Below are 25400 nucleotides of genomic sequence, written 5' to 3'. Positions count from 1 at the left end.
CCTGGGTCGTCCATGCAGTGAGGAAAGCGACAGCTATCAAGATATCGCAGCAGAAACTCGGCGAGCATCTCTTTCCGGTGCGATTGCGGCGCATCAATGACGATCTCCCTCCACGTCCACCTACGCGATTGCCGCATCCGAGCCGCAGCGTCTCGCGTATCTGTATGCGGGACGGGTCACCCTGATTCATTGCATCGACGAATGGATGAACGAGCGATGGAAGATGCAGAGAAAAATCCTGATCGTGTGGACGGCTTCAGGGTGCGCCACGACACGTCGGTCGAGGCCGTCGACCAGTCCAGCCGACGCTGCGAAGTCGTCTTCATCGGCAACGCCGCCCACGCCGCCTCGCCCGTTGCGCCGCCGGGCCACCGGCCCGGTGCGCACGCCATTCGGCCGGGCTTCACGGGCGGTATTGCAATTTCCTTTCAGCATCGACTTGCAAAATTGCAAGCGCTTTCGTCAAGTTCCATCGCTGCATTTGAGGGGCGCCGCACACTCCGTTCGATGTTCTGAACACACATCAATATCTCGACCGTTGCCATTTTTATCATTAACTAAGAATGGCCTCGTCGTCAGCCAGCGCGAGGAATCCCATCCCTCTGGCCCCTGAACAACCACACCATGAAAAGACTCCAACTCCTGATCGCGACAGCGGCTGTCACCGCGGCCGCGTCCTCGCCGCTGGCCGCCCAGGCCAACGTCGAGGTGCTCAACGAGGGCTTCGCCAACCTGGCCGGCCTTACCGACTGGAACCTCGTCAACCACAGCAGCCCGGCCGGTATCGGCTGGTTCCAGGGTAATCCCGACGTCTTCGGCGCCCAGTCCGGCCCGGCCAACTCCTACGCCGCCGCCAACTTCCTCGGCGCCGCCAACGGCATGGGCATCGTCGACAACTGGCTGATCACGCCCACGCTCACGCTCAGCGGTCTCACCACGCTGTCGTTCTTCACCAACCGCGAGCTGGCCGACGGCTTCGACGACCTGATCGAGGTGCGCTTCAGTTCCGGCAGCGGGACCGATGTGGCCGGCTTCGACACCTTGCTTGCCTCCATCGGCGGCGACGATGCCTTCCCCGCCGCATGGCAGCAATGGAGCGCCAACCTGGCGGTCGAAGGAGAAGGACGCTTCGCCTTCCGCTACTTCGGCAACCCCGCCACGCTCAGCTACGTCGGCCTCGACACCGTACAGGTGGTCACCGCCGTGCCGGAGCCGGGCGGCCTGCTGCTTCTGGCGTCCGGCCTGGGCGTGCTTGGCCTGATGCGGCGCCGCGAGCGTCAATGAGTTCCTGGAGATATCCCATGCGATCCACTGTCCACCTTCCCGCCATGCTCGCCCTGCTCGTGGGCGCGTCCCATCCGGCTGCCTGGGCCACGCCCCAGGCCGGCGCCAGCCAGGGCATGACCGTCGTGCGCGACGCCGATACCGGCGAGCTGCGCGCGCCGACCAGCGCCGAACGGCAGGCGCTGCAGACCGCGGCGCCGGCTTCGGCCGCCACCAGCCGCCAATCCCCGCCCACCGTGGTGACCGGTCCCGACGGCCGGCGCAACGCCCAGCTGGGCGAAAGCCGCCTCGTCTACTCGGTGGTCACGCGCGGCCCCGATGGCAAGCTCGACCAAACCTGCGTCCACGGCGCGCATGCGGCCGAACGCATCGTCAACGGCGTCGCACCCGCCCACGAGAAAGGCCGCCATGATCACCGCTAATTCGTTCGCGCGCCTCGCCGCCGTCGTGCTGCTCGCGGCCGCCAGCCTGGCCAATATCGCCGGCGCCCGCGCCGCCACCATCGTGATCGTCAACCAGAACGGGGCCGGGATCGGCTTCAACGATCCCACCCCGGTCGAGCCGGTAGGCGGCAATCCCGGCACCACCCTGGGCCAACAGCGCCTGATCGCCTTCCAGCACGCGGCCGACCTGTGGGGTGCGACGCTGGACAGCGATATCCCGATCCGCATCGGCGCCGCCTTCGTGCCGCTCAGCTGCACCGTCACCAGCGCCGTCCTCGGCTCCGCCGGCGCGCCGTCGGTGTGGGCCGACTTCCCCAATGCGCCGCGCACCGACACCTGGTATCCGCCGGCGCTCACGGCCAAGCTGGTCGGCGTCGACCTGACGCCGCCGAGCCAGCAGCACATCATCGCGCGCTTCAATTCGCTGCTCGGCCTGTATCCGAACTGCGTGCCCGGCCTCACCTTCTACCTCGGCCTGGACAACAACGCGGGCGACCAGATCGACCTGGTCACCGTGCTGCTGCACGAGATGGCGCATGGCCTCGGCTTCCAGACCTATACCGACGACGCGACCGGGGAAGAAATCCAGGGCACGCCCTCGATCTGGGATCATTACCTGCTCGACAACCGCAGCGGCCGCACCTGGGTGCAGATGACGGATGCCGAGCGCGCGGCATCGGCGGTCGCCTGGCGCGGCCTGTCCTGGAACGGCGCCAACGTCACCGCGGCCGCACCAAGCGTGCTGGCGCGCGCTGCATTGATGACGATCAGCGGTCCTTCCGCCTCCAGCGCGGCCGGCGTGTATGCGGTGGGCACCGCCAGCTTCGGCCCTCCGGTGGGCGCCACGCCCGTCAGCGGCCAGCTGATGCCGATCATCGACCAGGCCGGCGGCGCCGGCCTGGCCTGCGCCCCACTCAGCACCGTCAATGCGCTGGCGGTACGCGGCAATATCGCCCTGGTCGACCGCGGCAATTGCGACTACGTGGTCAAGGCGCGCAACGTCCAGGCGGCGGGCGCCATCGGCCTGGTGGTGGCCGATAACGTCCCGGGCGAAGTGGCCGGCCTGCCGGGCCTCGATCCGGGCATCACGATTCCCGCGCTGCGCATCACCCAGGCCGACGGCCAGAAGCTCAAGTCCGCCCTGCAGACCCGCTCGCGCACCCGCTCGGGCGTGGTGGCGCAGTTCTCGGTCGATCCGCTGCGCCTCGCCGGGGCCGACGAGGCCGGCCGCGTCCTGCTGTACACGCCGAGCGTCAACGCACCCGGCTCCTCGGTCTCGCACTACACGACCGAAGCCACGCCGAACCAGCTGATGGAACCGGCGATCAACGACGACCTGACGCACGAGGTGGCGCCCCCGCACGACCTCACGCTGCCGCTGCTGTACGACATCGGCTGGTGAACCGGAACGTCCGGCGCCGCGCTCGGGCGCCGGACGCGCGGCAAATAAAAAGGCCGGCCACCCTCGCGGGCGCCGGCCTATGAAGAAGAACCTCAGGCTCAGGCCTGGGCGCCCTTCTTGTACGCTTCCACGCCATTGACCAGCTCGGCCTTGGCCTCATCGATGCCGGCCCAGCCTTCGATCTTGACCCACTTGCCCGGTTCCAGATCCTTGTAGTGCTCGAAGAAGTGCTGGATCTGCTTGAGGCGCAGCTCTTCCAGGTCTTCCAGCGACTGGATTTTCTTGTACATCGGCAGCACTTTTTCGACCGGCACCGCGATCACCTTGGCATCGCCGCCGCCGTCATCGGTCATCTTCAGCACGCCCAGCGCGCGGCAGCGCACCACCACGCCCGGCGGCAGCGGGAACGGGGTGATGACCAGCACGTCGCATGGATCGCCGTCGTCGGCGATGGTCTGCGGCACGTAGCCGTAGTTGCACGGATAGTGCATGGCCGTACCCATGAAACGGTCGACGAAGATCGCGCCGCTGTCCTTGTCGACCTCGTACTTGACCGGATCGGCGTTCATCGGGATTTCGATGATGACGTTGAAGTCGTTCGGCACGTCTTTGCCGGCTGGGACGTTATTCAGGCTCATGGATGGTCCTTGGTTGCTGGAGAGTCAATAATAGGCCGTCATTATAGCGAAACAGGCATCGCCTGTGCGGTGCGGCAGCGGTCAATGGTGTCGTCATCGGTCGGAGCGGTGTGACTGCATTGCCGCTTGTCGACTCTTTCTTCCACCATCCTCTCGCTGCAGATTGGTGCACCACGAAAACCGGCTTGTGCTTTCCGTTTTTATTGGTTCGAATATCCGAATTAACCACACATTTTTTGCAGAAATCTTACTTCTAAGCATTTTTCTTTGCATCATGTGGCGGTCCATGAGAGAGTTTCTTGTTATTGAAATCCAGCAAATTTCCCAAGCCATCCTCCGTAAATACGGATTTGCTGATTTTCACGTCTTTCTCAAACAATATCGGAGCGTCTCATGAGTACAAGAACAGCAACCGTCCCGCCTGGCAATGGTGAAATCGCCTTCATCGATACGTCCATCGCCGGCTACCAGACGCTCCTGGATGGCTTGCGAGAGGGTGTGGAGGCAGTGCTGATCGACGGCGCCCACGATGGCGTGGCGCAAATCGCCGCGGCGCTGGCCGGCCGCAGCGGGATCGAGGCAGTCCACATATTTAGCCATGGGGCGGCCGGCGTTCTGCAACTGGGCGCGACGCGCCTCACCGAATCCAGCCTTGCCGAACATGCGGCCGACCTGGACGTGCTGCGCAGCACGCTGGCAGAGGGCGCCGATCTGCTGCTCTATGGCTGCGATGTTGCTGCCGGCACGGTGGGTGAAAGCTTTTTGCATGCCCTGTCGGTGGCGACCGGAGCCGACGTAGCCGGCTCCATCGATCCGAGCGGCAGCGCGCTGTTGGGCGGTGATTGGGAACTGGAAGCGGATACCGGCAACATTGAAACACATTCGGCGCTGACGAAGCTTGGTTCGGCCACTTTTGGCGGTCTGCTCGGCATAAGCAGCGAAGACTTCGATTCTCTGGGACCTGGCAACATTTTCGGAAAGGCCATCACTGCGGGAGACTGGACCTTTTCATCTGATGTCGACACCGATTTGGCTATCGCGAGCAGCGCCCCGGAAGAGTTTCCCACATATCTGAACATCGATGAGAACGATCCAAACGACCGTGCCGTCGCCCTCAACTACCAACAACTTCTCGGACCGCAGGAATTCCGAATGAAGTCGACGGACGGCACGAATTTCAGCCTTGAATCCTTCAAGATTGGACAAAGCCCGGAATCACCATCGACGGTTACCATCGTCGCATACACGGACAGTGGCTTAAAAGTGCCTGGGGTCGCGATCGACCTTGCTAACTCGTCTTCCAATGGCGGTATTACCTATTCAATGAACGCCAACGATATCAATGGGCGTTACGGTACGTTGACCTTCGGCTCGGCGTACGCGGACATCGATGAGATCCGCTTCATCGTTAGCGAAGGTGCAAATCTATTTCTCGACAATATTACGGTAAGCCCGGTAGCAGTGGATGAGACGGAGCCCCGGGACCTGTCAGAAATTCTGTGTGCGGGGCCAGAATTCAGAGTTAGATAATTGCGTTCGTGAAGCGCTCGCCGAACATGATAGCGAACTGGTTGGCAGCCTGCTTCCAGGTACGCTGCGGCATCTTCCAATCTTTCTCGATATTGCGCAAGGCCAGGAACAATAACTTGGTCGCGGCTTCGTCGCTGGGGAAGTGGCCGCGGTTCTTGACGATCTTCCGTAGGCGCATATGCAGGCTCTCGATGGCGTTGGTCGTGTAGATAATCGTGCGCACTTCAGGCGGGTAGGCAAAGAAGGGAATCACCTGCTGCCACTGGCGCCGCCACATTGCAGCCACGGTCGGAAACTTGGTGCCCCATGGACCTTCCGCAAACGCGTCCAGCGCCGCTTCTGCCAGGTCGGCATTGGCAGCGTGGTAAATCGGCTTGAGCGCCGCTGCCAGCTCTTTACGGTCCTTCCAGGCCGCAAGCGTCGTCGAGTTGCGGATCAGGTGCACGATGCACGTCTGGATCTGCGCCTGCGGATAAACGGCTTCAATGGCCTCGGGGAAGCCACGCAGGCCATCGACGACAGCGATCAGGATATCGTCCAGCCCACGATTCTTGAGCTCGTTGAAAACCTTCAGCCAGAACTTGGCGCCTTCGGTCTGCTCGATCCACAGACCCAGCACTTCCTTGCGGCCGTCGGCACGAATGCCCAGAGCCAAATACACAGCCTTGTTCTTGACTGTACCTTCGTCCCGGATCTTCAGGCGCAACGCGTCGAAATAGACGATTGGATACATCGCTTCAAGCGGCCGTTGTTGCCACTGTGCGACCTCGTCGAGCACCTCGTCGGTGATGGTCGAAATCAGGTCCGGCGACACCTCGGTACCGTACAACTCCAGCAGATGCGCCTGGATCTCACGCACGCTCATCCCACGCGCGTACATGCTGATGACGTGATCATCAAAGCCAGACATCCGGCGCTGATGTTTGGCCACCAGCTTGGGCTCAAAGCTCGACAGGCGATCGCGCGGCACGTCCAGGTGGAGCTCGCCGCCGGGCGTGAGCACCTTCTTAGGGCTGCTGCCGTTACGGTGGTTTTTAGTGCCTTCTTCCTCGTTGGCCAAGTGATGGTTCAACTCGGCCGACAACATACGTTCGGCCAGCATCTTCTTGAGTTGCCCGGCCAGGCCCGATTCGCCAAGGATCGACTCAGCGTCCTTGTTCTCAACCTGGGCCAGCAACTGGTCGATCAGCTCGACGGGGAATGGGTATGCTGCTTTTTGCTTCTTGAGCTTCTTAGTGGTCATCACTTCGGTCATGGAACAGTCCTTTCGGGATTATTTCATGACCCCGGTTCCACACAGAAATTCTGACAGGCTCGAGCCCCGCATCAGTTCGGTCACGGCCCCCCAAAACGACACCTATGCCATCGGCGAAACGCTCCTGTTCACGGTCACCTTCGACAAAGACATCATCGTCGCCGGCACTGATAGTAGCCTGGAACTGGACATCGGCGACGTCGCCCACAACGCCACCTTCCAATCAACGCCTACCGACCGAACCATCGTTTACAGCTACACGGTGCGAAGCGGCGACCTCGACGCCAACGGCATCACGATCAACGGACTGTCCCTCGGCACCAGCACCATCCGCGATGCGGCCAACAATCCCGCCGACCTCACGCTCAACAATGTGGGCGCCACCGCCGGAGTACGCGTCGACGGCGTGGCTCCCGCGATCACCGGCACGATCTCCGCGCCCGCCGACCGCTGGTACAGCGTGGGCGACGAACTGCTGTTCACGGTGACCTTCGACGAAGACATCGTGATGTCGGGCACCGTCAGCACGCTCACTCTGGACGTCGGCGGCGTTGCCCGCCAGGCGGTCTACGACGATTCGAACGGCGCCAGCATCACCTACCGCTACATCGTGCAGAGCGGTGACAACGATGCCGACGGCATCGACATCACCGGCCTGGCGCTGAACGACACCTTCATCCGCGATCACGCCGGCAACGACGCCAATCTGACGCTGACCGGCCACCTGCCGGTGCTGACCGGCGTGCTGGTCGATGGCGGCGCTCCCTCCATCAGCGCCGTCGACGTGCCGGAAGACGGCTACTACCGCGCAGGCGACGTCCTGAGCTTCACCGTGACGTTCGACGAGGACGTGATCGTCGACGGCGACGACAGCATGCTGAGCCTGACCATCGGCACGACCGCGCGCAACGCCATCTTCGAGTCGAGCACCGCCAACTCGATCACCTATACCTACACGGTGCAAGCCGGCGACAACGACGCCAACGGCATCGCAATCGACGGCATCACGCCAGGCTTGACGACGATCCGCGACGCGGCCGGCAACAATGCCTCTCTGTCGCTGATCGGCAGCCTCCCGCCGACCACCGGCGTCATCGTCGACACCACGGCACCGTCGGTCTCGGGCAATATGTCGGTGCCGGCCGACGCCACTTACGTGGCTGGCCAAATCCTCGAGTTCAAGATCACCTTCAATGAAGACATCACCGTCAGCGGCAACGCCAGCACGCTCGGCCTGACGATCGGCAGCACCGCGCGCAACGCCAGCTTCCACTCCGTCGACGGCAGCACCGTGACCTACCGCTATACGGTACAGGCGGGCGACGTGGACGCAGACGGCATCGTCGTCGGCGCCATCGATCCGGGCCTCGACACCTTCATCGATGCGGCCGGCAATGCCGCCGACCTGTCGCTGAGCGACCACATTCCGTCTACGAGCCAGGTGCTGGTGGACGGCACCGTCCCCTCGGTCACCGGCATCGACGTGCCGGACGACCGCTGGTACACGCTCGGCCAGGTGCTCGAGTTCACGGTCAACTTCGACGAGAACGTCACCGTCTCCGGCAGCGCCAGCAAGCTCGAACTCGACATCGGCGGCACCTCCCGCAGCGCGACCTATTCCTCGTCGATCGGACACAGCGTCACCTATCGCTACACGGTGCAGGCCAGCGACAATGATGCCGATGGCATCAATGTCACCGGCCTGACCCTGAACGGCAGCACCATTCACGATGCCGCCGGCAACGATGCCGACCTGACGCTGACCGGACACGTGCCGCCGCTGACGGACGTGCTGGTCGACGGCGGCCCGCCGGCCGTATCCGGCAATATCGAGGTGCCCGACGCCGGCAGCTACCGCGCGGGCCAGGTCCTGAACTTCACGGTGAAATTCAGCGAGAACGTGACCGTCGATGGCCAAGGGAGCGAACTCGCCCTGCACATCGGCGAAGCCGTGCGCCATGCCGAATTCGTCAGGAGCGTCGGCGATTCGGTCACTTATTCCTATACCGTCCGGGCGGGCGACACCGATGCGAATGGCATCGAAGTCGGCGACATCGTCCTGAACGGAACGACGATCCGCGACGCCGCCGGCAATGACGCCAACCTGTCGCTGGACGACCACCTGCCATCCACCGCCGACGTGCTGATCGACACCACCGCGCCGGCCGTCGCGGGCACGGTGACGGCGCCTCTTCCCGGCACCTATGTGGCCGGCCAGAGTCTCGTCTTCGTGGTCAGCTTCGACGAGAACGTCACCGTCGACGGCGACAGCAGCACGCTCGGCCTGACCATCGGCACCACCGCCCGCAAAGCCACCTTCCTGTCCGCCGACGGCGACACGGTGACCTACCGCTACATCGTGCAGGCGGGCGACCTGGACGCCAACGGCATCGACGTCGGCGCCATCGACCTGGGCAGCAGCACGATCCGCGATGCCGCCGGCAACGACGCGGTCATCGAGCTTGCCGGTCACCTGCCATCCACCAGTGACATCCTGGTGGACGGCACCGCGCCTGTCGTGAGCGGCACGATCGCAGCGCCCGACAACAAGACGTACACGGTCGGCGAAACGCTGACGTTCACGGTCGCGTTCAGCGAGAACGTGACCGTCACCGGCACCACCAGCACGCTCGGCCTCGACATCGGCGGCGCAGCGCGCAGCGCGGTCTACGACTCGAAGAGCGCCAACAGCATCACCTACATCTACACCGTGCAGGCCGGCGACAACGACGCCGACGGCATCGAGATCACCGGCCTGGCGCTGAACGGTGGCGCCATTCGCGATGCCGCCGGCAACAATGCCGACCTGGCACTGGCTGGCCACCTGCCCCCGCTGGGCGCCGTGCGTGTCGATACCGCGGGCCCAAGCCTGACCACCGCCACGGTCAACGGCAACAGCATGGTGCTGGGTTTCGCCGACGCCGGCGCACTGGACGCGGCGCATCCTCCCGCCCTGGGGGACTTCACGGTAACGGTGGCGGGTGAGACCGTCACCGTGACTGGCGTTACCGTCGACGCAAGCGCCAAGACCGTCACCCTGACCCTGTCGAGCGCCGTGAAGAATGGGCAGGCGGTCACGGTGGCCTACGACGACCTGACCCCGAACGACGCCAATGCCATCCAGGATGCGGTCGGCAACGATGCCGCCAGCATCGAGGTCACGCCGGTCGTCAACAACACGCCGGCGCCGCCGACCAATCCACCAACCAATCCGCCGACCAATCCACCAACGACCGGCAACACGGTCGATGGCGTGCCCCTGCAGACCGGCACCGTCGTGCGCAGCGACGGCACCGTGGCCCAGGTCATCACGGTGCCGATCGTGACCCCGTCGCGCGAGGAACAGGTGGGCAACAACGACGTGGCCGACATCCCGCTCGTGAAAGCGGCGGACGGCAGCAGCCTGCTGGCCGTGCAAGTGCCGACCGGCGCCGGCCTGCAGTCGATCGGCAACGGCGCCCCCAAGCGGGCCGGCGATTCGCTCACCGACCTGATCCGCGAAATCCAGGCGCATACCGCCAGCGGCTCGCATGACCAGAACCAGCTGACCGGCGGTGGCGGCGGCTTCCTCGACATCCTCGACGCCGATACGCCGCTGCTGGTGCAGACCCTCGTCCTGAGCGGCAATGGCGGCACCGCCGACGTCCCGCTGGGCATCATCGGCCAGCCGCAGCAAGCTGGCTCCGTGCAATCGGCGCTGGTGATCGACACGCGTTCACTGTCGTCCGGCGCGACCATCGAACTGCAGCACGCGAGTTTCGCCGCGATCATCGGCGCGGCGACCGTGACCGGCGGCGCCGGCAAGCAGTACGTCTGGGGCGACGGCGCCAGCCAGACCATCATCCTCGGTGAAGGCGACGACGTGCTGCATGGCGGCGCGGGAGACGACATCATCGGCAGCGGTGGGGGCGACGACATGATCTATGGCGACGAAGGCGACGATCTCGTCTTCGGCGGCGAAGGCAACGACTACCTGGACGGTGGCGCCGGGCACGACACCGCGCGCTTCTCCAGCGCCGTCGACAGCTACTCGCTGCGCCTCAAGGATGGCCTCCTGGTGATGACGGACCGCGTGGGCAACGATGGCATCGACACGGTGGCGGCAGTGGAAGTCCTGCGCTTCACTGGCGGCCAGAGCATGGCAACCGATGCCGTGCTCGCGCGCCTGTATGAGGGCGTGCTGGGCCGCCAGGCCTCGGCGGCCGAAATCGCGTGGTGGCAGGACGTGCAAGTGCGCGGAGCCTCGCTGCAGCAGATCGCCGCCGCCATCATCGATTCGCCCGAAGCCGCCCAGGCAATGGGCCGGGCCGATGACGACGCCTTCGTCGCCGGCCTGTACCAGTCCGTGCTGGGCCGCACGGCGGCGGCGTCGGAAAGCGCTTTCTGGACCGACCTGCTGGCGGACGGCGTCGACCGCGCCACGGTCGCGCTGGGCTTCGTGAACTCGGCCGAGAAGCTGGCTTCCTCGCTCGACGTCGACTTCAACCACAGCGACGTCGCGGTGCTGGCGCGGATGTACCATGCCATGTTCGGCCGCGCGCCGGATGAGGGCGGCCTGAACTTCTGGCTCGAACGCCATGAGGACGGCGCGTCGCTGGGCGCCATCGCCGACGCTTTCGTCGTGTCGGCCGAAGCCCAGGGACTGGCCGGACACGGCAGCGACGCCGCCTTCGTCGACCAGCTGTATGCGACGGCGCTCAACCGCGCGCCGTCGTCCGAAGAGAAGACGCTGTTGCTGGAACAACTGCAAAACGGCGTCTACGATCGCGGCCAGGTGCTGCTGAACGTGGCGGAAACGGAAGAGAGCATCGCCATCGTCGGGGCCATCAACACGAGCATCGACCTGTTGTGATCCAGCGTGGCCCGCCAGAGCGGCGGCGGGCCCGCTGCAACGGCCAGCTGCCGGCCGGTCGCTACAGGACGCTGGCCAGGGCGCACTGCCGGTAATGACTCGCCGCCTCCTGCTCCTGTCCCAGCGCCTCGTGCATCTGGGCCAGCTTGAGGTGCGCCTCGCGCACCATCGACGCATCGAGGGCGTCCGACAGCGCCTGCTCCAGGTAGCGCTGGGCCTTGCCCCACAATTTCTGTTTGAGGCACAGCGAACCCAGGGTCAGGGCCAGCTCGGCGTCCATCGGGCGCTCGCGGCGCCAGGTCTCGCAAGCCTCGATCTGGGCCAGGAGCGAAGGAGACCCGGCCGGGCTGGCGGCGTCGCGGTAGGCGCGCACCACGCGCTCGTCCCAGCCGGCCTTGAGCGACTCTTCGGCGATCGCGCGCGCCTCGTCGTGCAGTCCGCGCGCATTGAAGGCGCTGGCGGCGCGCGCCGCGACATAGGGCACGGTGCGGTCTTGCGCCGGCACCGTAGCCCAGATGCGGCGCAGCGATTCGGCGTCGTGCCCGTCGCCGCCCAGCAGCGCCTCGTAGGACAGCTCGCGCAGGCGGCTCGACAGGGCCGGATGCAGCGCGCGGCGTTTGTCGAGGATGCGCACCAGGCGCAGCACCTCGGGCCAGTTGCGCGCCTGCTGGTTGGCCTTCATCGCCCACTGCAGCGCGTGGATGTGGCGCTGGCCGCTGGCATTGAGTTCGGCGACCGCTTCGAGCGCGGCTTCGGGCTGGTGGTCGTCGACCAGCAGTTCGGTGACCGTCATCAGGCGCGCGGTCTTGAGGGTGTTGTCGTGGGCGATCCCGGCCAGCCAGGCGTCGCGCCGCGCCGGCTCGCGCATGCGGTGCGCGGCGCGCGCGCCGATCAGGGCCGCCAGGCCGGCGTTCTCGGGCAGCTCGGCGGCGCGCATCGCGGCTTTCTCGGCGTGGCCGAAGCGGCCTTCGAACAGGGCCTTGAGCGCGTCGCGCATGCCCTTGTTGCCTTCGCGTTCGGCGCGGCGCTGACGATAGGCGGCCACGCGCTGCGGCATCCTGAGGGTGGCGTTGATGGCGCGCACCAGGCCGTAGAGCGCCAGGAAGGACGCCACCAGCAGCACCACGAACAGGTTGAGCGACATGTCGATCCGGTGCGGCGGATAGAACAGCACCACATTGCCCGGATTGAAGCGCGCCGTCACGGCGATGCCGATGGCGGCGGCCATCAGCGCGACTAACCAGAGAAGTAAACGCATAGCTTATTGTTTCGCTTTGTAGTTGCGCACGGCGTTCAGGCTGTCGGCCAGCGTCGGCATCTCGATCGTCAGGTTGTTGGCCTGGACCTGGCGCAGCGCGGCCTGGGCCGACTGCGTCACGCGCGCGCGCGTGTCGAAATACTTGAGCAGCATGGCCTGGGCCGTGGCCAGGTCGTCGCGGAAGGTCGCTTCGTTGCGCGACAACAGCGCCAGGCGCGCGTTCAGCAGGCGCAGCTTGAGGTTCTCGCGCACGAAGAACGACTCGCTCGGCGACAGCATCAGCGCCTCGGGCGACTCGACGCTGCGCACCCGGATCAGCTGGCGCACGTCGTCCCACATCTCCTGGCTCCACAAGGTCCAGGTCTGGAGCATGCGCTGGCCCACGCCCAGCGGCTGCGCCGCATCGGCGCCCGCCGCATTCGCTCCGGCGCCGGCTGCGGAGACAGCCGCCTCGCCCTTGCGCGCGGCGCGCACCGGCGCCACCGGCAGCAGCGGCTTTTCGCTCGACAGCATCGGCAGCGAATCGACCTGCCCGATCACGTGGTCGAGGCGCACGGCGACGCCGGCCAGGTCCACCGCCGGCAAGGCCTTGAGCTTCTCGATGTCGCCCGCGATGGCGCGCCGGATGGTGAGGAACTGCGGGGTATCGGAGCGCGACACCGCGCGGTCGGCGTTCTGCAGCGCGATCAGGGCGCCCTGCACGTTGCCGGCCAGTTGCAGCTGCTGGCTGGCGGTCGACAGGACCTGCTCGATCTCGGTCAGCGCCCACTCGTCGCGGTTCTGCGACAGGTCTTTATAGAGTTGCTCGAGCGCCACCTGCTGGCTCTGGGCCTCGCTCTGGCGGCTTTCGAGCACGCCGACCTTGATCTGGAGCTCCTTCGACTGGTCCGCCACGTCGCGCGCCAGCGCCGCCGTCTCGGCATTGACCGCATTGCCCTTCTGGAGGCTGCGCGCCATGTCCTGGCGCAGCGCGTTGATGCGGTTGTGCGACGAATACGTCTGCAGCGCCAGCAGCACGGCCAGCGCGATCACGGCCAGCGGCAGCGGGCGCGCCAGGCGGTCGAACAGGCCCGGGCCGCCCGGCTCGCCCATGCGCGGCAGGACGGGCACGCCTCCGGCCGGGGGCACGCCACCCGCCGGTGGCGTGCCGCCCGGAGGGGGCATGCCGGCGCCGCCGGCCGCGCCCTCCGGCACGCCGCTCTGGACGCCCTCGGGCTTGTGGAGACTCGGTGCGGGCACATTGGCCTGCGGCTGATCTGGATTGTTCGGCAATTCGTTCATTATTGTGATTGTAACGCTGCTAGTATGCGGGCATCTCCGGATCCCGTCAGGGTCACCTGGCGCAGGCCCAGCGCATGCGCCGTCTCGGCAATCCGCGCATGGGGCACCACCAGGCGCTGCCGCTCGAACCGTTCCTGGTACTGTGCCTGGAACTGCGGCGGCCCCAGCGCCGCCACCAGGCCGGCCAGGCCGCGCAAGGCTTCCGAGCTCGTGATTATCCAGTCGTTTGGCTGCGCCAGCAAGGCGCGCAATCGTGCGCCCAGCTCGTCCGTCAATACAGGGGTGGCGCGGCGGTAGGCCGCCACCGCCTCGACCGTGGCGCCGGCCGCGCGCAGGGCGTCGGCCAGCAGCTCGCGCCCGCCGTCGCCGCGCACGATCAACACGCGCCGGCCGGCAAACAGGGCCAGGTCCAGGCTCTGGAGCAGGTGTTCCGAATCGGCGTGGGCGGGGTCGAGCGGACTGTGGATCGTATGGGCGGGCGCCGCCACGCCATGGCGCGCCAGCGCGGCGCGGCTGCCCTCGCCCACGACCGCCAGCGGCACGGCCGGCGGCCATGCCTCCAGGTGGGCAAACGCCCCATCGACCGCATTCGGCGAGACGAACACCGCCAGCGCATACTCATGCAGGGCGGCCAGCGCCGCACGCAGCGGCGCCGGATCGTCGACCGGGGCGATCTCGAGCAGCGGCAAGACCTCGGCCGTGCGGCCGAGCGCCCGCAGCGCCTCTGCCAGGCCATCGGCCTGGGCGCGCGGCCGGGTGACCACGACCACGCGCTCGCTCACGCCTGGCTCCAGTTCAGGCATCCTCGGCCGCGTCCAAGCGGCAGGCGGCCAGGATCGCGCTGGCGTCCTGCTGCGCCAGCAGCTCGGACACCTGCTCTCCCAGGTATTCCGGCTGCCCGGCGGCGCCCGCCACCTCGGCGTGCGCGCTGCGCTTGCCGTCCGGGGTCGCGACCATGGCGCGCAGGCGCATCTGGCCGTCCTGCACGGTGGCGTAGGCCGCCAGCGGGATCTGGCAGCTGCCGCCGAAGATGCGCGACACCTTGCGCTCGGCCAGCACCGCCTGGGCGGTTTCGACGTGGTTGAGCGGGGCCAGCACGGCGCGCAGGTCGACGCCGTCGCTGCGCGCGCCGCTCAGGATCTCGATCGCCATCGCACCCTGGCCGGCCGCCGGCAGGCTCAGCTCGGGCTCGAGCAAGGCCTTGATGCGCTGCGGCAGCCCCAGGCGCTTGAGGCCCGCGGCGGCCAGGATGATCGCTGCATAATCGCCGCGATCGAGCTTCGCCAGCCGGGTGTCGAGGTTGCCGCGCAGCGGCTGGATCACCAGGTGCGGGTAGCGCGCCGCGATCAGCGACTGGCGGCGCAGGCTGCTGGTGCCGACCACGGCGCCGGGCGGCAGCTCATCCAGGCTGGCGTAGTCGTTCGAGACGAAGGCGTCGCGCGGGTCTTCGCGCTCGAGCACGGCAGCCAGCTCGAAGCCTTCGGGCAGCTCCATCGGCACGTCCTTGAGCGAGTGCACGGCCAGGTCGGCGCGGCCTTCGGCCATCGCGACCTCGAGTTCCTTGACGAACAGGCCCTTGCCGCCGACCTTGGACAGGGTACGGTCGAGGATCTGGTCGCCGCGTGTTGTCATTCCGAGAATTTCGACGCTACATTCTGGATATAATGCGGCGAGCCGGTCGCGCACGTGCTCCGCCTGCCACATGGCGAGGCGGCTCTCGCGGGATGCGATAATCAATTTGGCTGGCGCCTGGGGCGTCACGTTGGATTCCTGCTGTATAGCGTTTAACACTCGAGTTCTTTCACTGTCATTGGGCCGACCCGGACGATGCCAGTAGCCGCTCCCTGCATAAGATCATAAATTTTATCATGGGGGCATCTTGCAGATCATGGCCCACCGCCATCGCACAATCTATTACTTGTGGTCGACATGGACAATCCTGCTGCACCCGTAGTACAAGCCGGCGCCGACAAGGACGCGCCGCTCAAAGAAGACATCCGCCTGCTCGGACGCCTGCTGGGCGACGTGCTGCGCGACCAGGAAGGCGACGCGGTGTTCGACATCGTGGAAACCATCCGCCAAACCGCGGTGCGCTTCCGCCGCGACGACGATCCGGACGCCGGCGAAGAGCTGGCCACCCTGCTGCACAAGCTCACCCGCGACCAGACGATTTCGGTGGTGCGCGCCTTCTCGTACTTCTCGCACCTGGCCAATATCGCCGAAGACCAGCACCACAACCGGCGCCGCCGCGCGCACCTGTTGCAAGGTTCGGCGCCGCGCTCGGGCAGCATCGGCTACGCGCTGGGCAAGCTGGCCGAGGCGGGCATCGGGCGCGATACCGTGGACGCGTTCTTCCGCGACGCCCTGATCTCGCCGGTGCTGACCGCGCACCCGACCGAAGTCCAGCGCAAGAGCATCCTCGACGCCGAGCACGACATCGCGCGCCTGCTGGCCGAGCGCGACGCGCCGCAGACGCCGAAGGAACGCCGCCGCAACGAGCAGCTGCTGCACGCCCGCATCGCCACCCTGTGGCAGACGCGCATGCTGCGCTACTCCAAGCTGACCGTGGCCGACGAGATCGAGAACGCCCTGTCCTACTACCGCATCACCTTCCTGCGCGAAGTCCCGGCCCTGTACGACGACATTGAACTCGAGCTCGCCGAACAGTATGGCGGCGATGGGTCGGCCGCCGCCGCCCACGCCTCGTTCCTGCAGATGGGCAGCTGGATCGGCGGCGACCGCGACGGCAACCCGAACGTCAACGCCGACACCATGCGCCACGCGCTGACGCGCCAGTCGACCACCATCCTCGACTTCTACCTCGACGAGGTGCACGCGCTGGGCGCCGAGCTGTCGGCCTCCACCCTGCTGGTCAAGGTGTCGCCGGCGCTGGAACAGCTGGCCGACGCCTCGCCCGACGCCTCGCCGCACCGCAGCGACGAACCCTACCGCCGCGCCCTGATCGGCATCTATGCGCGCCTGGCCGCCACCGCGCGCGAGCTGGGCGTGGGCCACATCCTGCGCAAGGAAGTCGGCCATGCCGCGCCCTATCTCGACCCGGAACTGTTCGCGGCCGACCTCGAGGTGCTGGCCGACTCGCTGCGCCAGAACCACGGCGCCATGCTGATCCAGCCGCGCCTGGCCGGCCTGCTGCGCGCCGCGCGCATCTTCGGCTTCCATCTCGCTTCGCTCGACATGCGCCAGAGCTCGGACATCCACGAGCGCGTGCTGGCCGAGCTGTTCGCGCGCGCCGGCGTCGAAGCCGACTATGCGGGGATGGAAGAAGAGGACAAGCGCGCGCTCATCCTGCGCGAGCTGGCGCAGCCGCGGCCCCTGTTCTCGCCGTACGAAAGCTATGGCGACGAGACCAATTCCGAGCTGGCGATTTTGCGCTGCGCGCGCGAGATCCGCCTGCGCTACGGCCCGCGCGCGATCCGCAACTACATCATCTCGCACACCGAGACCGTGTCCGACCTGCTCGAAGTGCTGCTGCTGCAGAAGGAGACAGGGCTGATGCGCGTGAGCGCGGGGCTCAGTGACGTGATGGTGATCCCGCTGTTCGAAACCATCCCCGACCTGCAGCGCGCCGCCGGCATCATGGACGAGTGGATGGCGATTCCGCTAGTGGCCGGCATCATCGAGAAACAGGGCCGCCTGCAGGAAGTCATGCTCGGCTACTCCGACTCGAACAAGGACGGCGGCTTCCTGACCTCGAACTGGGAGCTGTACCAGGCCGAGTTGAAACTGGTCGAGGTGTTCGAACAGCGCCAGGTCAAGCTGCGCCTGTTCCACGGTCGCGGCGGCACCGTCGGCCGCGGCGGCGGCCCGAGCTACGACGCGATCCGCGCCCAGCCGCCCGGCACCGTCAACGGCCAGATCCGCCTGACCGAACAGGGCGAAATCATCGCCTCGAAATTCTCGAACCCCGAGATCGGGCGCCGCAACCTGGAGCTGCTGGTGGCGGCGACGCTGGAAGCGAGCCTGACGCCGCACGGTGTGAAAGACGGCGCCAGCGGCGTCGACGCCGGGCGCCTGCAGCGTTTCGAGTCGGTCATGGCCGAGCTGTCGAACCGCGCCTACAAGGCCTACCGCAACCTCGTGTACGAAACGCCGGGCTTCACCGACTACTTCTTCGAAGGCACGCCGATCGCCGAGATCGCGGAATTGAACCTCGGTTCGCGCCCAGCCTCGCGCAAGTCGACCCGCCGCATCGAAGACCTGCGCGCGATTCCCTGGGGCTTCTCGTGGGGCCAGTGCCGCCTGCTGCTGCCGGGCTGGTTCGGGTTCGCGTCGAGCGTGACGAGCTGGCTCGACGATGCCAACGTCGGCGCCGATCGCGACGCGAAACTGGAAGAGCTGCGCGCGATGTACCGCGACTGGCCGTTCTTCGCCACCCTGCTGTCGAACATGGACATGGTGCTGGCCAAGACCGACCTGGCGATCGCCTCGCGCTACGCCGGCCTGGTGAGCGACGCCGGCCTGCGCGAGCGCATCTTCCGCCGCATCGCGGCCGAGCATGGCGAGACGATCCGCACCCTGGAAGCGATCACCGGCGCCAGCGAACGGCTGGCCGGCAACCCGCTGCTTGCCCGCTCGATCCAGAACCGCTTCGCCTATCTCGATCCGCTGAACCACCTGCAGGTGGAGCTGATCCATCGCCGCCGCAAGCTGGCCGACAATGCCGACCCGCGCGTGCATCGCGGGATTCATTTGTCGATCAACGGGGTGGCGGCGGGGCTGCGCAACACCGGTTGAGCGCGTAGCGCTCGAAAAAACAAAAGCCGCCCGGCGCAAACCGGGCGGCTTTTTTACATCCACACCACCGATGAATTACTGGTTGTGCAGGAAGGTCTTGAGCTTGTCCGAACGCGACGGCTGGCGCAGCTTGCTCATCGCCTTGGCTTCGATCTGGCGGATACGCTCGCGGGTCACGTCGAACTGCTTGCCCACTTCTTCCAGCGTGTGGTCGTTCGACATCTCGACGCCGTAGCGCATGCGCAGCACCTTTGCTTCGCGCGGGGTCAGCGAGTCCAGCACTTCCTTGATCACGTTGCGCATCGAGGCGTGCAGCGCGGCGTCCAGCGGGGCCAGGGTCGCATTGTCCTCGATGAAGTCGCCCAGCTGCGAATCGCCGTCCTCGCCCATCGGGGTTTCCATCGAAATCGGTTCCTTCGCGATCTTCATGATCTCGCGAACCTTATTCTCCGGCATCTCCATCTTGGCGGCCAGGGTCGGCAGATCCGGCTCGCTGCCGGTTTCCTGCATGATCTGGCGCGAGATGCGGTTCATCTTGTTGATCGTCTCGATCATGTGCACCGGCACGCGGATCGTGCGCGCCATGTCGGCGATCGAGCGCGTGATCGCCTGGCGGATCCACCAGGTCGCATAGGTCGAGAATTTATAACCGCGACGGTATTCGAACTTGTCGACCGCCTTCAGCAGGCCGATATTGCCTTCCTGGATCAGGTCCAGGAATTGCAGGCCGCGGTTGATGTATTTCTTCGCGATCGAGATCACCAGGCGCAGGTTGGCCACCGTCATTTCGCGCTTGGCCTGGCGTGCGCGCTTCTCGCCGGCCGCCATCTGCTTGTTGATCTTGCGCAGGTCGGCCAGCGGCAGCGCCACGCGCGCCTGCAGGTCGATCATGCGCTGCTGCAGCTCCTTGATCGCCGGCAGATTCCGGCTCAGCACCGCGCTGTACGGATAGGCGCAGTCGACTTCGCGGTCGCCCCATTGCAGGTCGGTCTCGTTGCCCGGGAAGACCTTGATGAAGTGGGCGCGCGGCATGCCGCAGCGGTTCACGCAGATGTCCAGCACGGCGCGCTCGATCGAACGCACTTCGTCCATCTGGCCGCGCAGCGTGTCGCACAGCTTCTCGACCACCTTGGCGGTGAAGCGGATGCCCAGCAGCTCGTACGAGATCACGGCCTGCGCTTCTTCGTAGGCCGGCGAACCATAGCCCTCGTTCTTGAAGGCGTGGCCCATCAGGTCGAACTGCTGCTCGATCAGCGCGAACTTCTCCAGCGCGCCCTTGCGCAGCTGGGCCAGTTGCTCGGCCGAGTAGCCGGCCGCGGCGCCGCCGGCGCTGCCGCCTTCGCCCTCTTCTTCTTCGTCCTCGACCTCTTCTTCTTCCTCTTCGTCCTCTTCTGCGGCAGCGGCGGCGTGGGCCACCGAGGCGGCCGGCGCCGGGGTGTCTTCGAGGTCGACGAAGCCATCGACCACATCGTCGATCTTCAGCTCGTCGCTGGCGATCTTGTGCGACAGCGCGATGATTTCCGAGATCGTGGTCGGGCACGCCGAGATGGCCTGGACCATGTCCTTCAAGCCCTGCTCGATGCGCTTGGCGATCTCGATCTCGCCTTCGCGCGTCAGCAGCGACACCGCGCCCATCTCGCGCATGTACATGCGGACCGGGTCGGTGGTGCGGCCGAAGTCGGAGTCGACGGTCGACAGCGCGGTCGCGGCGGCGGCCTCGACTTCGTCTTCGCTGGTCGGGGTCACGGCCTGGTCCGACAGCAGCATCATTTCGGCTTCAGGGGCGCGCTCGTAGACGGCGATGCCCATGTCGTTGAAGGTCGCGATGATGCCTTCGATCGCTTCCGGATCGATGATGTTTTCCGGCAGGTGGTCGTTGATCTCGGCATGGGTCAGGTAGCCGCGCTCCTTGCCCATATTGATCAGGTTCTTCAGCTGCTGGCGGCGCTTTTCGAGTTCGGCTTCCGAGAAACCGGCTTCGTTCAGCATGCCGAGGCCCTTGGCCTTGCGCTCGCGCGCCTTCGAGGCGGCCTTCAGTTCGGCGCGCTCGACGGCGTTCAGCGCCGCGACTTCATCGTTCTCCGGCACGAATTCGCTCGGCTTGCGGCCGCGGCGGCCCGGGACCTTCACCTGCGGCAGCAGGTAGCCCGAGGTGTCGATCGCGGCCAGCGCGGCGGCGTCGGTGGTCTTGCTGACGGCGCCGACGGCGCTCACCGGGGCTGCCGGGCTGGTCTCGACGCGGCGCACGGCGCGGGTGCGCACGACTTTCGGCGCTTCCTCGGCGGCCTGGGCCACCGGCGCCACGATCGGAGCAGCGGTCGGAGCAGAAGCTGCGACCGGGACTTCCGGCTCGGCTGCCTTCAAGGCGGCCAGCTTGCCGCGCTTGCGCACGATGACCGGCGCCACGGCCGGCTTGGCCTGCGCCTGCATGTATTCGGCGGCCAGGTCGATGCCGGCGTCCACGTCGGCTTCGGCAGCGGCAGGAGCGGATTCGGCCAGCACCGGTGCGGCGGCTTCGGCCACCACCTCTTCGACCGCGGCGGCGATCGGGGCCGCGGCAGGCGTCTCTTCCACGACTGGCGCAGCGACCGGCTCGGCCGCCACCGGGCCGCCGGCGGCCAGGATGGCGTCGGCCTGCGCCTTGAGCGTGGCCAGGCGCGAACGGGTCTTGACCACCGTCACCTTGGCCGCCGCTTCCGTTTCGAGGAAGTAGGAGGTCGCGGTTTTCGGCACTGCCAGCGGCGCCGAAGCCTTGGCCGGCGCTTTTTTCGCTGTCAGTGTCAATGTCTTGGCGGTGTTTTTCATACTTAAAACTCTCCAGTCGAGGCGAGGTGCGCGCCTGCGAAGTCAATAATCCAGCGGGACCCGCGTACGGATCCTGGGAAAGGGGGAACGGAAGTGGCCCTACCTAGGGGCGGACATGCCAGGTTTCAAGCACGACTTACCGGGTTTTGCGCGCGCCAACTCGATTCTGGGCTGCGGACAGATAGGCGATGGTCGATGTTCAAAATCGTGCTGTGCATGTCGGAACGAAAAAAAGCCCGCTAACACGGGCTTGCATCTATTTTTCTAGAAGAATAGGGGAAGGGGTTATTATGCCCCAATGCAAGTTTTGGTGATAATTGATAGATCCGATAAGGGATATACACAATTCACATAGCGCCACCCTGACATGCCGTCCGTGCAAGCTGCTGGGCGTGTCTGCGCCGGCGCAAGCCGGACTCAAGGCAAGAGGCGGATGATACACGATTTCATGCGCCGGCGCTTCCCCCTGCTATAAGTTTCCCAACATTTATAATGAGAACTAGTACAATGCGCGCCCGAGCGCCGTGCTATCCTTCGCAATCCTGTTCTTACCATGAAGTCAATGAATACCAATACCCCTGCAGAGTCCGTCGACACGAACGCCAATCCGGCCACCACTCCGGAGGCGCAGCAGCCGCAAGCGCCAGCTACCGCAGCGCCGGCCGCCGCGCCGGCGCAGGGCCTGTCGGCGCGCGCGCTGCTCAAGCAACTCCAGCAGGAGTATCCAGCCTTCCGCGACTGCCTGCCGCTGTCGATCGGCATCGACAAGCAGCTGCTGGCCCGCATGCCCGGCCTGGACAAGAAGGTGATGCGCGCCGCCCTGGGCATCCATACCGGTTCGATGCGCTACCTGCGCGCGATGGAAAAGGCGAAAGTGCGCCACGACCTGGACGGCACCGCGGGCGCCGAAGTGCCCGAAGCGCACCGCCTGCACGCCAAGGAACAGCTGCAGCAGCGCTTCAAGAAGGAAGCCGAGCGCAAGAAGGCCGAACGCGAAGCCGCACAGGAAGAAGAAAACAACCGCAAGCGCCAGGAAAAACTGCAGGCGCTGGCGTCCAAATTCTCGAAGAATTGAGCGCGGAGCCCGGGATCCCCGAGGACGACCTGCCGCCCGATCTGCCGCCATACGTCGGCATCGATCTGGCCCGGGTGCGCCTGGTGCGCAGCGAGCAGGACGCGCGCGAGGCGCTGGCCGACCTGCTGGCCAGCGACGCGATCGGCTTCGACACCGAATCCAAGCCGACCTTCGCCAAGGGAGAAGTCTCGACCGGGCCGCACCTGGTGCAGCTCGCGACCCTGGACACGGCCTGGCTGTTCCAGACCGCGACCCCGGCCGGCATGGCGCTGGCGGTCACCGTGCTCAAGCCCGTGCTCGAGGACGAGCGCGTGCTGAAGGTGGGTTTCGGCCTGGGCGACGACGTCAAGCGCCTGAAGTCCAAGTTCGGCATCGGGCTGCGCAATGTGCTCGACCTGTCGACGGCGCTGCGCCGGCGCGGAGAAAGGAATCCGCTCGGCGCGAGGAGCGCCGTCGAGCGCTTCTTCGGCCAGCGCCTGCAAAAGTCCAAGCGCATCACCACCACCAACTGGGCCCTGCCCCGGCTGTCGGACAAGCAGTTGCAGTATGCGGCCGACGATGCGCATGCGGCGCTGAAGATCTACCGCCAATGGAAGGCGAATCCGCCGGCCTGAGGCGCATCGAAGCCCGCGCACCAAAAGAGGGAGTCAGGCTCGGCAATTCGCGATATCATTCTCACCATCTTCGATGCCGGTGGGAGTCCATGAGATCACGAAGCCTTCGCCTCTTCTTCGCCTCCCTGCTCGGCGCGCTGGCCTGCACGGCCAGGGCGGCGCCGCACACCGTCCCCGACACCCTCGACCAGCGCCTGCTGGCCTGCGCGACCTGTCATGCGCGGGTCGATGGGCGCGGCAACCCCGTCAACGACAGCTTCTATCCGCGATTGCAGGGCAAGCCGGCCGGCTACCTGTATCACCAGCTGCTCAACTTTCGCGACGGCCGGCGCCAGTATCCCTTGATGACCTACCTGGTCGACCACCTGCCCGACGCTTACCTGCGCGAGATCGCCCAGCACTTCGCGGCCCTGCCGCCGACCGTTCTGCCCCCGCAACCATCCGGTTTGTCGGCCGCTGCGCTCGAACGCGGGCGCCGGCTCGTGGTCGACGGTGACGCCGCGCGCAAGATCCCGGCCTGCGTCGCCTGCCACGGCGCGCGCCTGACCGGCGTGCAACCGAACATCCCGGGCCTGCTCGGCCTGCCGCGCGACTACGTCAACGCGCAGTTCGGCGCCTGGCGCAACAAGGTGCGGCGCGCGCATGCGCCCGATTGCATGGCCGACATCACGGCGCGCCTGTCGCTGGAGGATGTCTCTGCCATTTCGGGCTGGCTGGCGGCGCAGCCGATGCCGCCTGACCCGCGCCCGGCCGACGCCATCGCGCGTCCCTTGCCGCTGGCCTGCGGCAGTGATCCGGAGGCGCGATGAAGACCTTGCGGATTGCCCTCCTCCTTATCGTCGTTCTCGTCGTGGCCGCGGTGGCGCTGGCCTGGCCGCGCGCCGAGCATATTCCATCGAGTTCTCCGGCCGCCTATGCTTTGAACACGGCCAATATCGAACGTGGCGCCTACCTGGCGCGGGCCGGCGACTGCATTGCCTGCCACACGGCGCGCGGCGGCGTGGCCTACGCCGGCGGCCGCGCGCTCGATACGCCGTTCGGCCGTTTTTATGGGCCGAACCTCACGCCGGACAAGGAAACCGGCATCGGCGACTGGAGCGCAGACGACTTCTGGAACGCGCTGCACAACGGCATCGCCAGGGATGGCCGCCTGCTCTACCCGGCCTTCCCCTACACGAACTACACGAAGGTCACGCGCGCCGATTCGGACGCCCTGTTCGCGTACTTGCGCAGCCTGGCGCCGCAGCGCCAGCCGAACCGGCCGCACGAACTCGGCTTCCCCTACGACAGCCAGGCGCTGCTGGCCGGCTGGCGCCTGCTGTACTTTCGGCCCGGCGTGCACGAAGCGCAGCCGGCGCGCGGCGCCGAGTGGAATCGCGGCGCCTACCTGGTCGAGGGCCTGGGGCATTGCAGCGCCTGCCACAGCACGCGCAACCGGTTTGGCGCGAACACGGAAGGACTCGATGGCGGCCTGATTCCGACGCTGGGGTGGTATGCGCCGTCGCTCACGTCCGGCAGCGAGGCTGGACTGGGCGATTGGGACAGGGAACACATCGTGGCGCTGCTCGGCGCCGGCATCTCGCCGCGCGGCTCGGCCACCGGGCCGATGGCCGAAGTGGTGGCGCGCAGCTTGCAGCACCTGACGCCGGACGACCTAGGGGCGATGGCGAGCTATCTGCAATCACTGCCGGCGACGCCTGCGCAGCGGCCGGATCGCGCGCCCCCGGCGGACGAGCAGGTGCTGCTCGAGGGCCGCCGCATCTACGAGGCCAGTTGCGCGCAATGCCATGGCGACGATGGACGGGGCAAGCTGCCGGCTTATCCGCCGCTGGCGGGAAACCGCGCCGTGACCTTGAGCCCGGCCGTGAACGCGATCCGCATGACGGTCAATGGCGGGTTCCCGCCCGGGACGGAGGGCAATCCGCGCCCCTACGGCATGCCGCCGTTCGGCCACGAGCTGGACGATGCCCAGGTGGCGGCGGTGCTCAGTTGGATCCGGGCCAGCTGGGGCAATGCCGCGCCGCCCGTGACTGCGGTCGAAGTCAACCGGTATCGGGCGATCACCGGCGACTGAAGCGCGTAGCGACGTCCTCCACCGTTGCCTGCCAGAACCGAACGGCTGTGCACGTATGGGCGTGCTATCGTCGTGACCAATTTTCCGTCAACTGATCAGGCTCACTTCGGCGGCCTGCGCGCAATCGCGCCCCC

The 25400-nt window shown here is 66.4% G+C and carries 18 protein-coding genes; 11 read left to right on the top strand and 7 right to left on the bottom strand.

The window, feature by feature from the left end; genetic code table 11:
• The first annotated feature begins 216 nt into the window (after nucleotides 1-216).
• The 4 genes from HMPREF9710_RS28045 to HMPREF9710_RS20405 all read left to right on the top strand — a co-directional run bounded on the left by HMPREF9710_RS28045 (nucleotide 217) and on the right by HMPREF9710_RS20405 (nucleotide 3129).
• Nucleotides 217-516: a hypothetical protein gene (locus tag HMPREF9710_RS28045; RefSeq protein ID WP_157225684.1), complete on the top strand. Its 300-nt coding sequence runs from the start codon at nucleotides 217-219 to the stop codon at nucleotides 514-516.
• Between the two features lie 108 nt (nucleotides 517-624).
• Nucleotides 625-1284, top strand: a complete 660-nt coding sequence (locus HMPREF9710_RS20415) for a choice-of-anchor J family PEP-CTERM protein (RefSeq protein WP_005669533.1) — start codon at nucleotides 625-627, stop codon at nucleotides 1282-1284.
• A 17-nt stretch (nucleotides 1285-1301) separates the two neighbouring features.
• Nucleotides 1302-1706 carry a post-PEP-CTERM-1 domain-containing protein gene (locus tag HMPREF9710_RS20410; protein WP_005669532.1) on the top strand — a complete coding sequence of 135 codons (405 nt, stop codon included), beginning with the start codon at nucleotides 1302-1304 and terminating at the stop codon, nucleotides 1704-1706.
• Nucleotides 1693-3129 (top strand): PA domain-containing protein, encoded by a 1437-nt coding sequence (locus tag HMPREF9710_RS20405; protein ID WP_005669531.1) that lies wholly within the window; start codon nucleotides 1693-1695, stop codon nucleotides 3127-3129. Before HMPREF9710_RS20410 ends, HMPREF9710_RS20405 begins: the two co-directional genes overlap by 14 nt.
• A 98-nt stretch (nucleotides 3130-3227) precedes the next feature.
• Here the strand turns inward: HMPREF9710_RS20405 and ppa are convergent, their stop codons facing one another.
• Entirely contained in the window at nucleotides 3228-3767 is a 540-nt protein-coding gene (gene ppa / locus HMPREF9710_RS20400; RefSeq protein WP_005669530.1) for an inorganic diphosphatase, read from the bottom strand.
• Nucleotides 3768-4160: 393 nt separating this feature from the next.
• Between ppa and HMPREF9710_RS20395 the strand changes: the two genes are divergently transcribed.
• The gene (locus tag HMPREF9710_RS20395) at nucleotides 4161-5297 is read left to right on the top strand and encodes a DUF4347 domain-containing protein (protein ID WP_005669529.1); all 1137 of its coding nucleotides are present in this window, start codon (nucleotides 4161-4163) and stop codon (nucleotides 5295-5297) included.
• On the opposite strand, the gene HMPREF9710_RS20390 is transcribed toward HMPREF9710_RS20395, so the two are convergent.
• Nucleotides 5290-6540, bottom strand: coding sequence for an IS256 family transposase (locus HMPREF9710_RS20390; protein WP_157225472.1), 1251 nt, complete (start codon nucleotides 6538-6540; stop codon nucleotides 5290-5292). The genes HMPREF9710_RS20395 and HMPREF9710_RS20390 overlap by 8 nt on opposite strands.
• Before the next feature lie 37 nt (nucleotides 6541-6577).
• Here HMPREF9710_RS20390 and HMPREF9710_RS20385 point away from each other — a divergent pair, with 37 nt between their 5' ends.
• Nucleotides 6578-11404, top strand: a complete 4827-nt coding sequence (locus HMPREF9710_RS20385) for a DUF4214 domain-containing protein (protein ID WP_005669528.1) — start codon at nucleotides 6578-6580, stop codon at nucleotides 11402-11404.
• A 61-nt stretch (nucleotides 11405-11465) separates the two neighbouring features.
• On the opposite strand, the gene HMPREF9710_RS20380 is transcribed toward HMPREF9710_RS20385, so the two are convergent.
• The 4 genes from HMPREF9710_RS20380 to hemC are packed head-to-tail and all read right to left on the bottom strand — an operon-like array spanning nucleotide 11466 to nucleotide 15704.
• The gene (locus HMPREF9710_RS20380) at nucleotides 11466-12662 is read right to left on the bottom strand and encodes a heme biosynthesis protein HemY (RefSeq protein ID WP_040777643.1); all 1197 of its coding nucleotides are present in this window, start codon (nucleotides 12660-12662) and stop codon (nucleotides 11466-11468) included.
• A 3-nt stretch (nucleotides 12663-12665) separates the two neighbouring features.
• Nucleotides 12666-13943, bottom strand: coding sequence for a uroporphyrinogen-III C-methyltransferase (locus HMPREF9710_RS20375; RefSeq protein ID WP_005669526.1), 1278 nt, complete (start codon nucleotides 13941-13943; stop codon nucleotides 12666-12668).
• Nucleotides 13943-14746 carry a uroporphyrinogen-III synthase gene (locus tag HMPREF9710_RS20370; protein ID WP_005669525.1) on the bottom strand — a complete coding sequence of 268 codons (804 nt, stop codon included), beginning with the start codon at nucleotides 14744-14746 and terminating at the stop codon, nucleotides 13943-13945. The genes HMPREF9710_RS20375 and HMPREF9710_RS20370 overlap by 1 nt, the downstream gene beginning before the upstream one ends.
• Nucleotides 14739-15704, bottom strand: a complete 966-nt coding sequence (gene hemC / locus HMPREF9710_RS20365; protein ID WP_005669524.1) for a hydroxymethylbilane synthase — start codon at nucleotides 15702-15704, stop codon at nucleotides 14739-14741. Before hemC ends, HMPREF9710_RS20370 begins: the two co-directional genes overlap by 8 nt.
• A gap of 168 nt (nucleotides 15705-15872) precedes the next feature.
• On the opposite strand from hemC, the gene ppc reads away from it, so the two are divergent.
• Nucleotides 15873-18698 (top strand): phosphoenolpyruvate carboxylase, encoded by a 2826-nt coding sequence (gene ppc / locus HMPREF9710_RS20360; RefSeq protein ID WP_005669523.1) that lies wholly within the window; start codon nucleotides 15873-15875, stop codon nucleotides 18696-18698.
• A gap of 75 nt (nucleotides 18699-18773) precedes the next feature.
• Here the strand turns inward: ppc and rpoD are convergent, their stop codons facing one another.
• The gene (gene rpoD, locus HMPREF9710_RS20355) at nucleotides 18774-21503 is read right to left on the bottom strand and encodes an RNA polymerase sigma factor RpoD (protein WP_005669522.1); all 2730 of its coding nucleotides are present in this window, start codon (nucleotides 21501-21503) and stop codon (nucleotides 18774-18776) included.
• A gap of 562 nt (nucleotides 21504-22065) precedes the next feature.
• On the opposite strand from rpoD, the gene HMPREF9710_RS20350 reads away from it, so the two are divergent.
• The 4 genes from HMPREF9710_RS20350 (at nucleotide 22066) to HMPREF9710_RS20335 (ending at nucleotide 25266) form a co-directional block, all read left to right on the top strand.
• On the top strand, nucleotides 22066-22578 hold the full coding sequence (locus tag HMPREF9710_RS20350; RefSeq protein ID WP_005669521.1) for a ProQ/FINO family protein: 513 nt from the start codon (nucleotides 22066-22068) through the stop codon (nucleotides 22576-22578).
• Nucleotides 22575-23192 carry a 3'-5' exonuclease gene (locus tag HMPREF9710_RS20345; protein ID WP_005669520.1) on the top strand — a complete coding sequence of 206 codons (618 nt, stop codon included), beginning with the start codon at nucleotides 22575-22577 and terminating at the stop codon, nucleotides 23190-23192. Before HMPREF9710_RS20350 ends, HMPREF9710_RS20345 begins: the two co-directional genes overlap by 4 nt.
• A gap of 89 nt (nucleotides 23193-23281) precedes the next feature.
• Complete coding sequence (locus HMPREF9710_RS20340; protein ID WP_005669519.1) at nucleotides 23282-24001, top strand: c-type cytochrome; 720 nt, start codon at nucleotides 23282-23284, stop codon at nucleotides 23999-24001.
• Complete coding sequence (locus HMPREF9710_RS20335) at nucleotides 23998-25266, top strand: c-type cytochrome (RefSeq protein ID WP_005669518.1); 1269 nt, start codon at nucleotides 23998-24000, stop codon at nucleotides 25264-25266. Before HMPREF9710_RS20340 ends, HMPREF9710_RS20335 begins: the two co-directional genes overlap by 4 nt.
• Nucleotides 25267-25400 lie beyond the last annotated feature (134 nt).

It is taken from the genome of Massilia timonae CCUG 45783 (genome assembly GCF_000315425.1).
Taxonomy (GTDB): domain Bacteria; phylum Pseudomonadota; class Gammaproteobacteria; order Burkholderiales; family Burkholderiaceae_D; genus Telluria; species Telluria timonae.
The sequence above is the reverse complement of the archived record's forward strand: the minus strand, read 5'-3'. Positions and strand labels throughout refer to the sequence as shown.

Bases quoted from the DNA above. Each gene is read 5' to 3' on its own strand.
- HMPREF9710_RS20380 (WP_040777643.1), bottom strand. From the start codon at position 12,662: ATGCGTTTACTTCTCTGGTTAGTCGCGCTGATGGCCGCCGCCATCGGC.
- HMPREF9710_RS20370 (WP_005669525.1), bottom strand. From the start codon at position 14,746: ATGCCTGAACTGGAGCCAGGCGTGAGCGAGCGCGTGGTCGTGGTCACC.
- HMPREF9710_RS20375 (WP_005669526.1), bottom strand. From the start codon at position 13,943: ATGAACGAATTGCCGAACAATCCAGATCAGCCGCAGGCCAATGTGCCC.
- HMPREF9710_RS20415 (WP_005669533.1), top strand. From the start codon at position 625: ATGAAAAGACTCCAACTCCTGATCGCGACAGCGGCTGTCACCGCGGCC.
- ppa (WP_005669530.1), bottom strand. From the start codon at position 3,767: ATGAGCCTGAATAACGTCCCAGCCGGCAAAGACGTGCCGAACGACTTC.
- HMPREF9710_RS20410 (WP_005669532.1), top strand. From the start codon at position 1,302: ATGCGATCCACTGTCCACCTTCCCGCCATGCTCGCCCTGCTCGTGGGC.
- rpoD (WP_005669522.1), bottom strand. From the start codon at position 21,503: ATGAAAAACACCGCCAAGACATTGACACTGACAGCGAAAAAAGCGCCG.
- HMPREF9710_RS20385 (WP_005669528.1), top strand. From the start codon at position 6,578: ATGACCCCGGTTCCACACAGAAATTCTGACAGGCTCGAGCCCCGCATC.
- HMPREF9710_RS20405 (WP_005669531.1), top strand. From the start codon at position 1,693: ATGATCACCGCTAATTCGTTCGCGCGCCTCGCCGCCGTCGTGCTGCTC.
- HMPREF9710_RS20395 (WP_005669529.1), top strand. From the start codon at position 4,161: ATGAGTACAAGAACAGCAACCGTCCCGCCTGGCAATGGTGAAATCGCC.
- HMPREF9710_RS20390 (WP_157225472.1), bottom strand. From the start codon at position 6,540: ATGACCACTAAGAAGCTCAAGAAGCAAAAAGCAGCATACCCATTCCCC.
- HMPREF9710_RS20350 (WP_005669521.1), top strand. From the start codon at position 22,066: ATGAATACCAATACCCCTGCAGAGTCCGTCGACACGAACGCCAATCCG.
- ppc (WP_005669523.1), top strand. From the start codon at position 15,873: ATGGACAATCCTGCTGCACCCGTAGTACAAGCCGGCGCCGACAAGGAC.
- HMPREF9710_RS28045 (WP_157225684.1), top strand. From the start codon at position 217: ATGGAAGATGCAGAGAAAAATCCTGATCGTGTGGACGGCTTCAGGGTG.
- HMPREF9710_RS20335 (WP_005669518.1), top strand. From the start codon at position 23,998: ATGAAGACCTTGCGGATTGCCCTCCTCCTTATCGTCGTTCTCGTCGTG.
- HMPREF9710_RS20340 (WP_005669519.1), top strand. From the start codon at position 23,282: ATGAGATCACGAAGCCTTCGCCTCTTCTTCGCCTCCCTGCTCGGCGCG.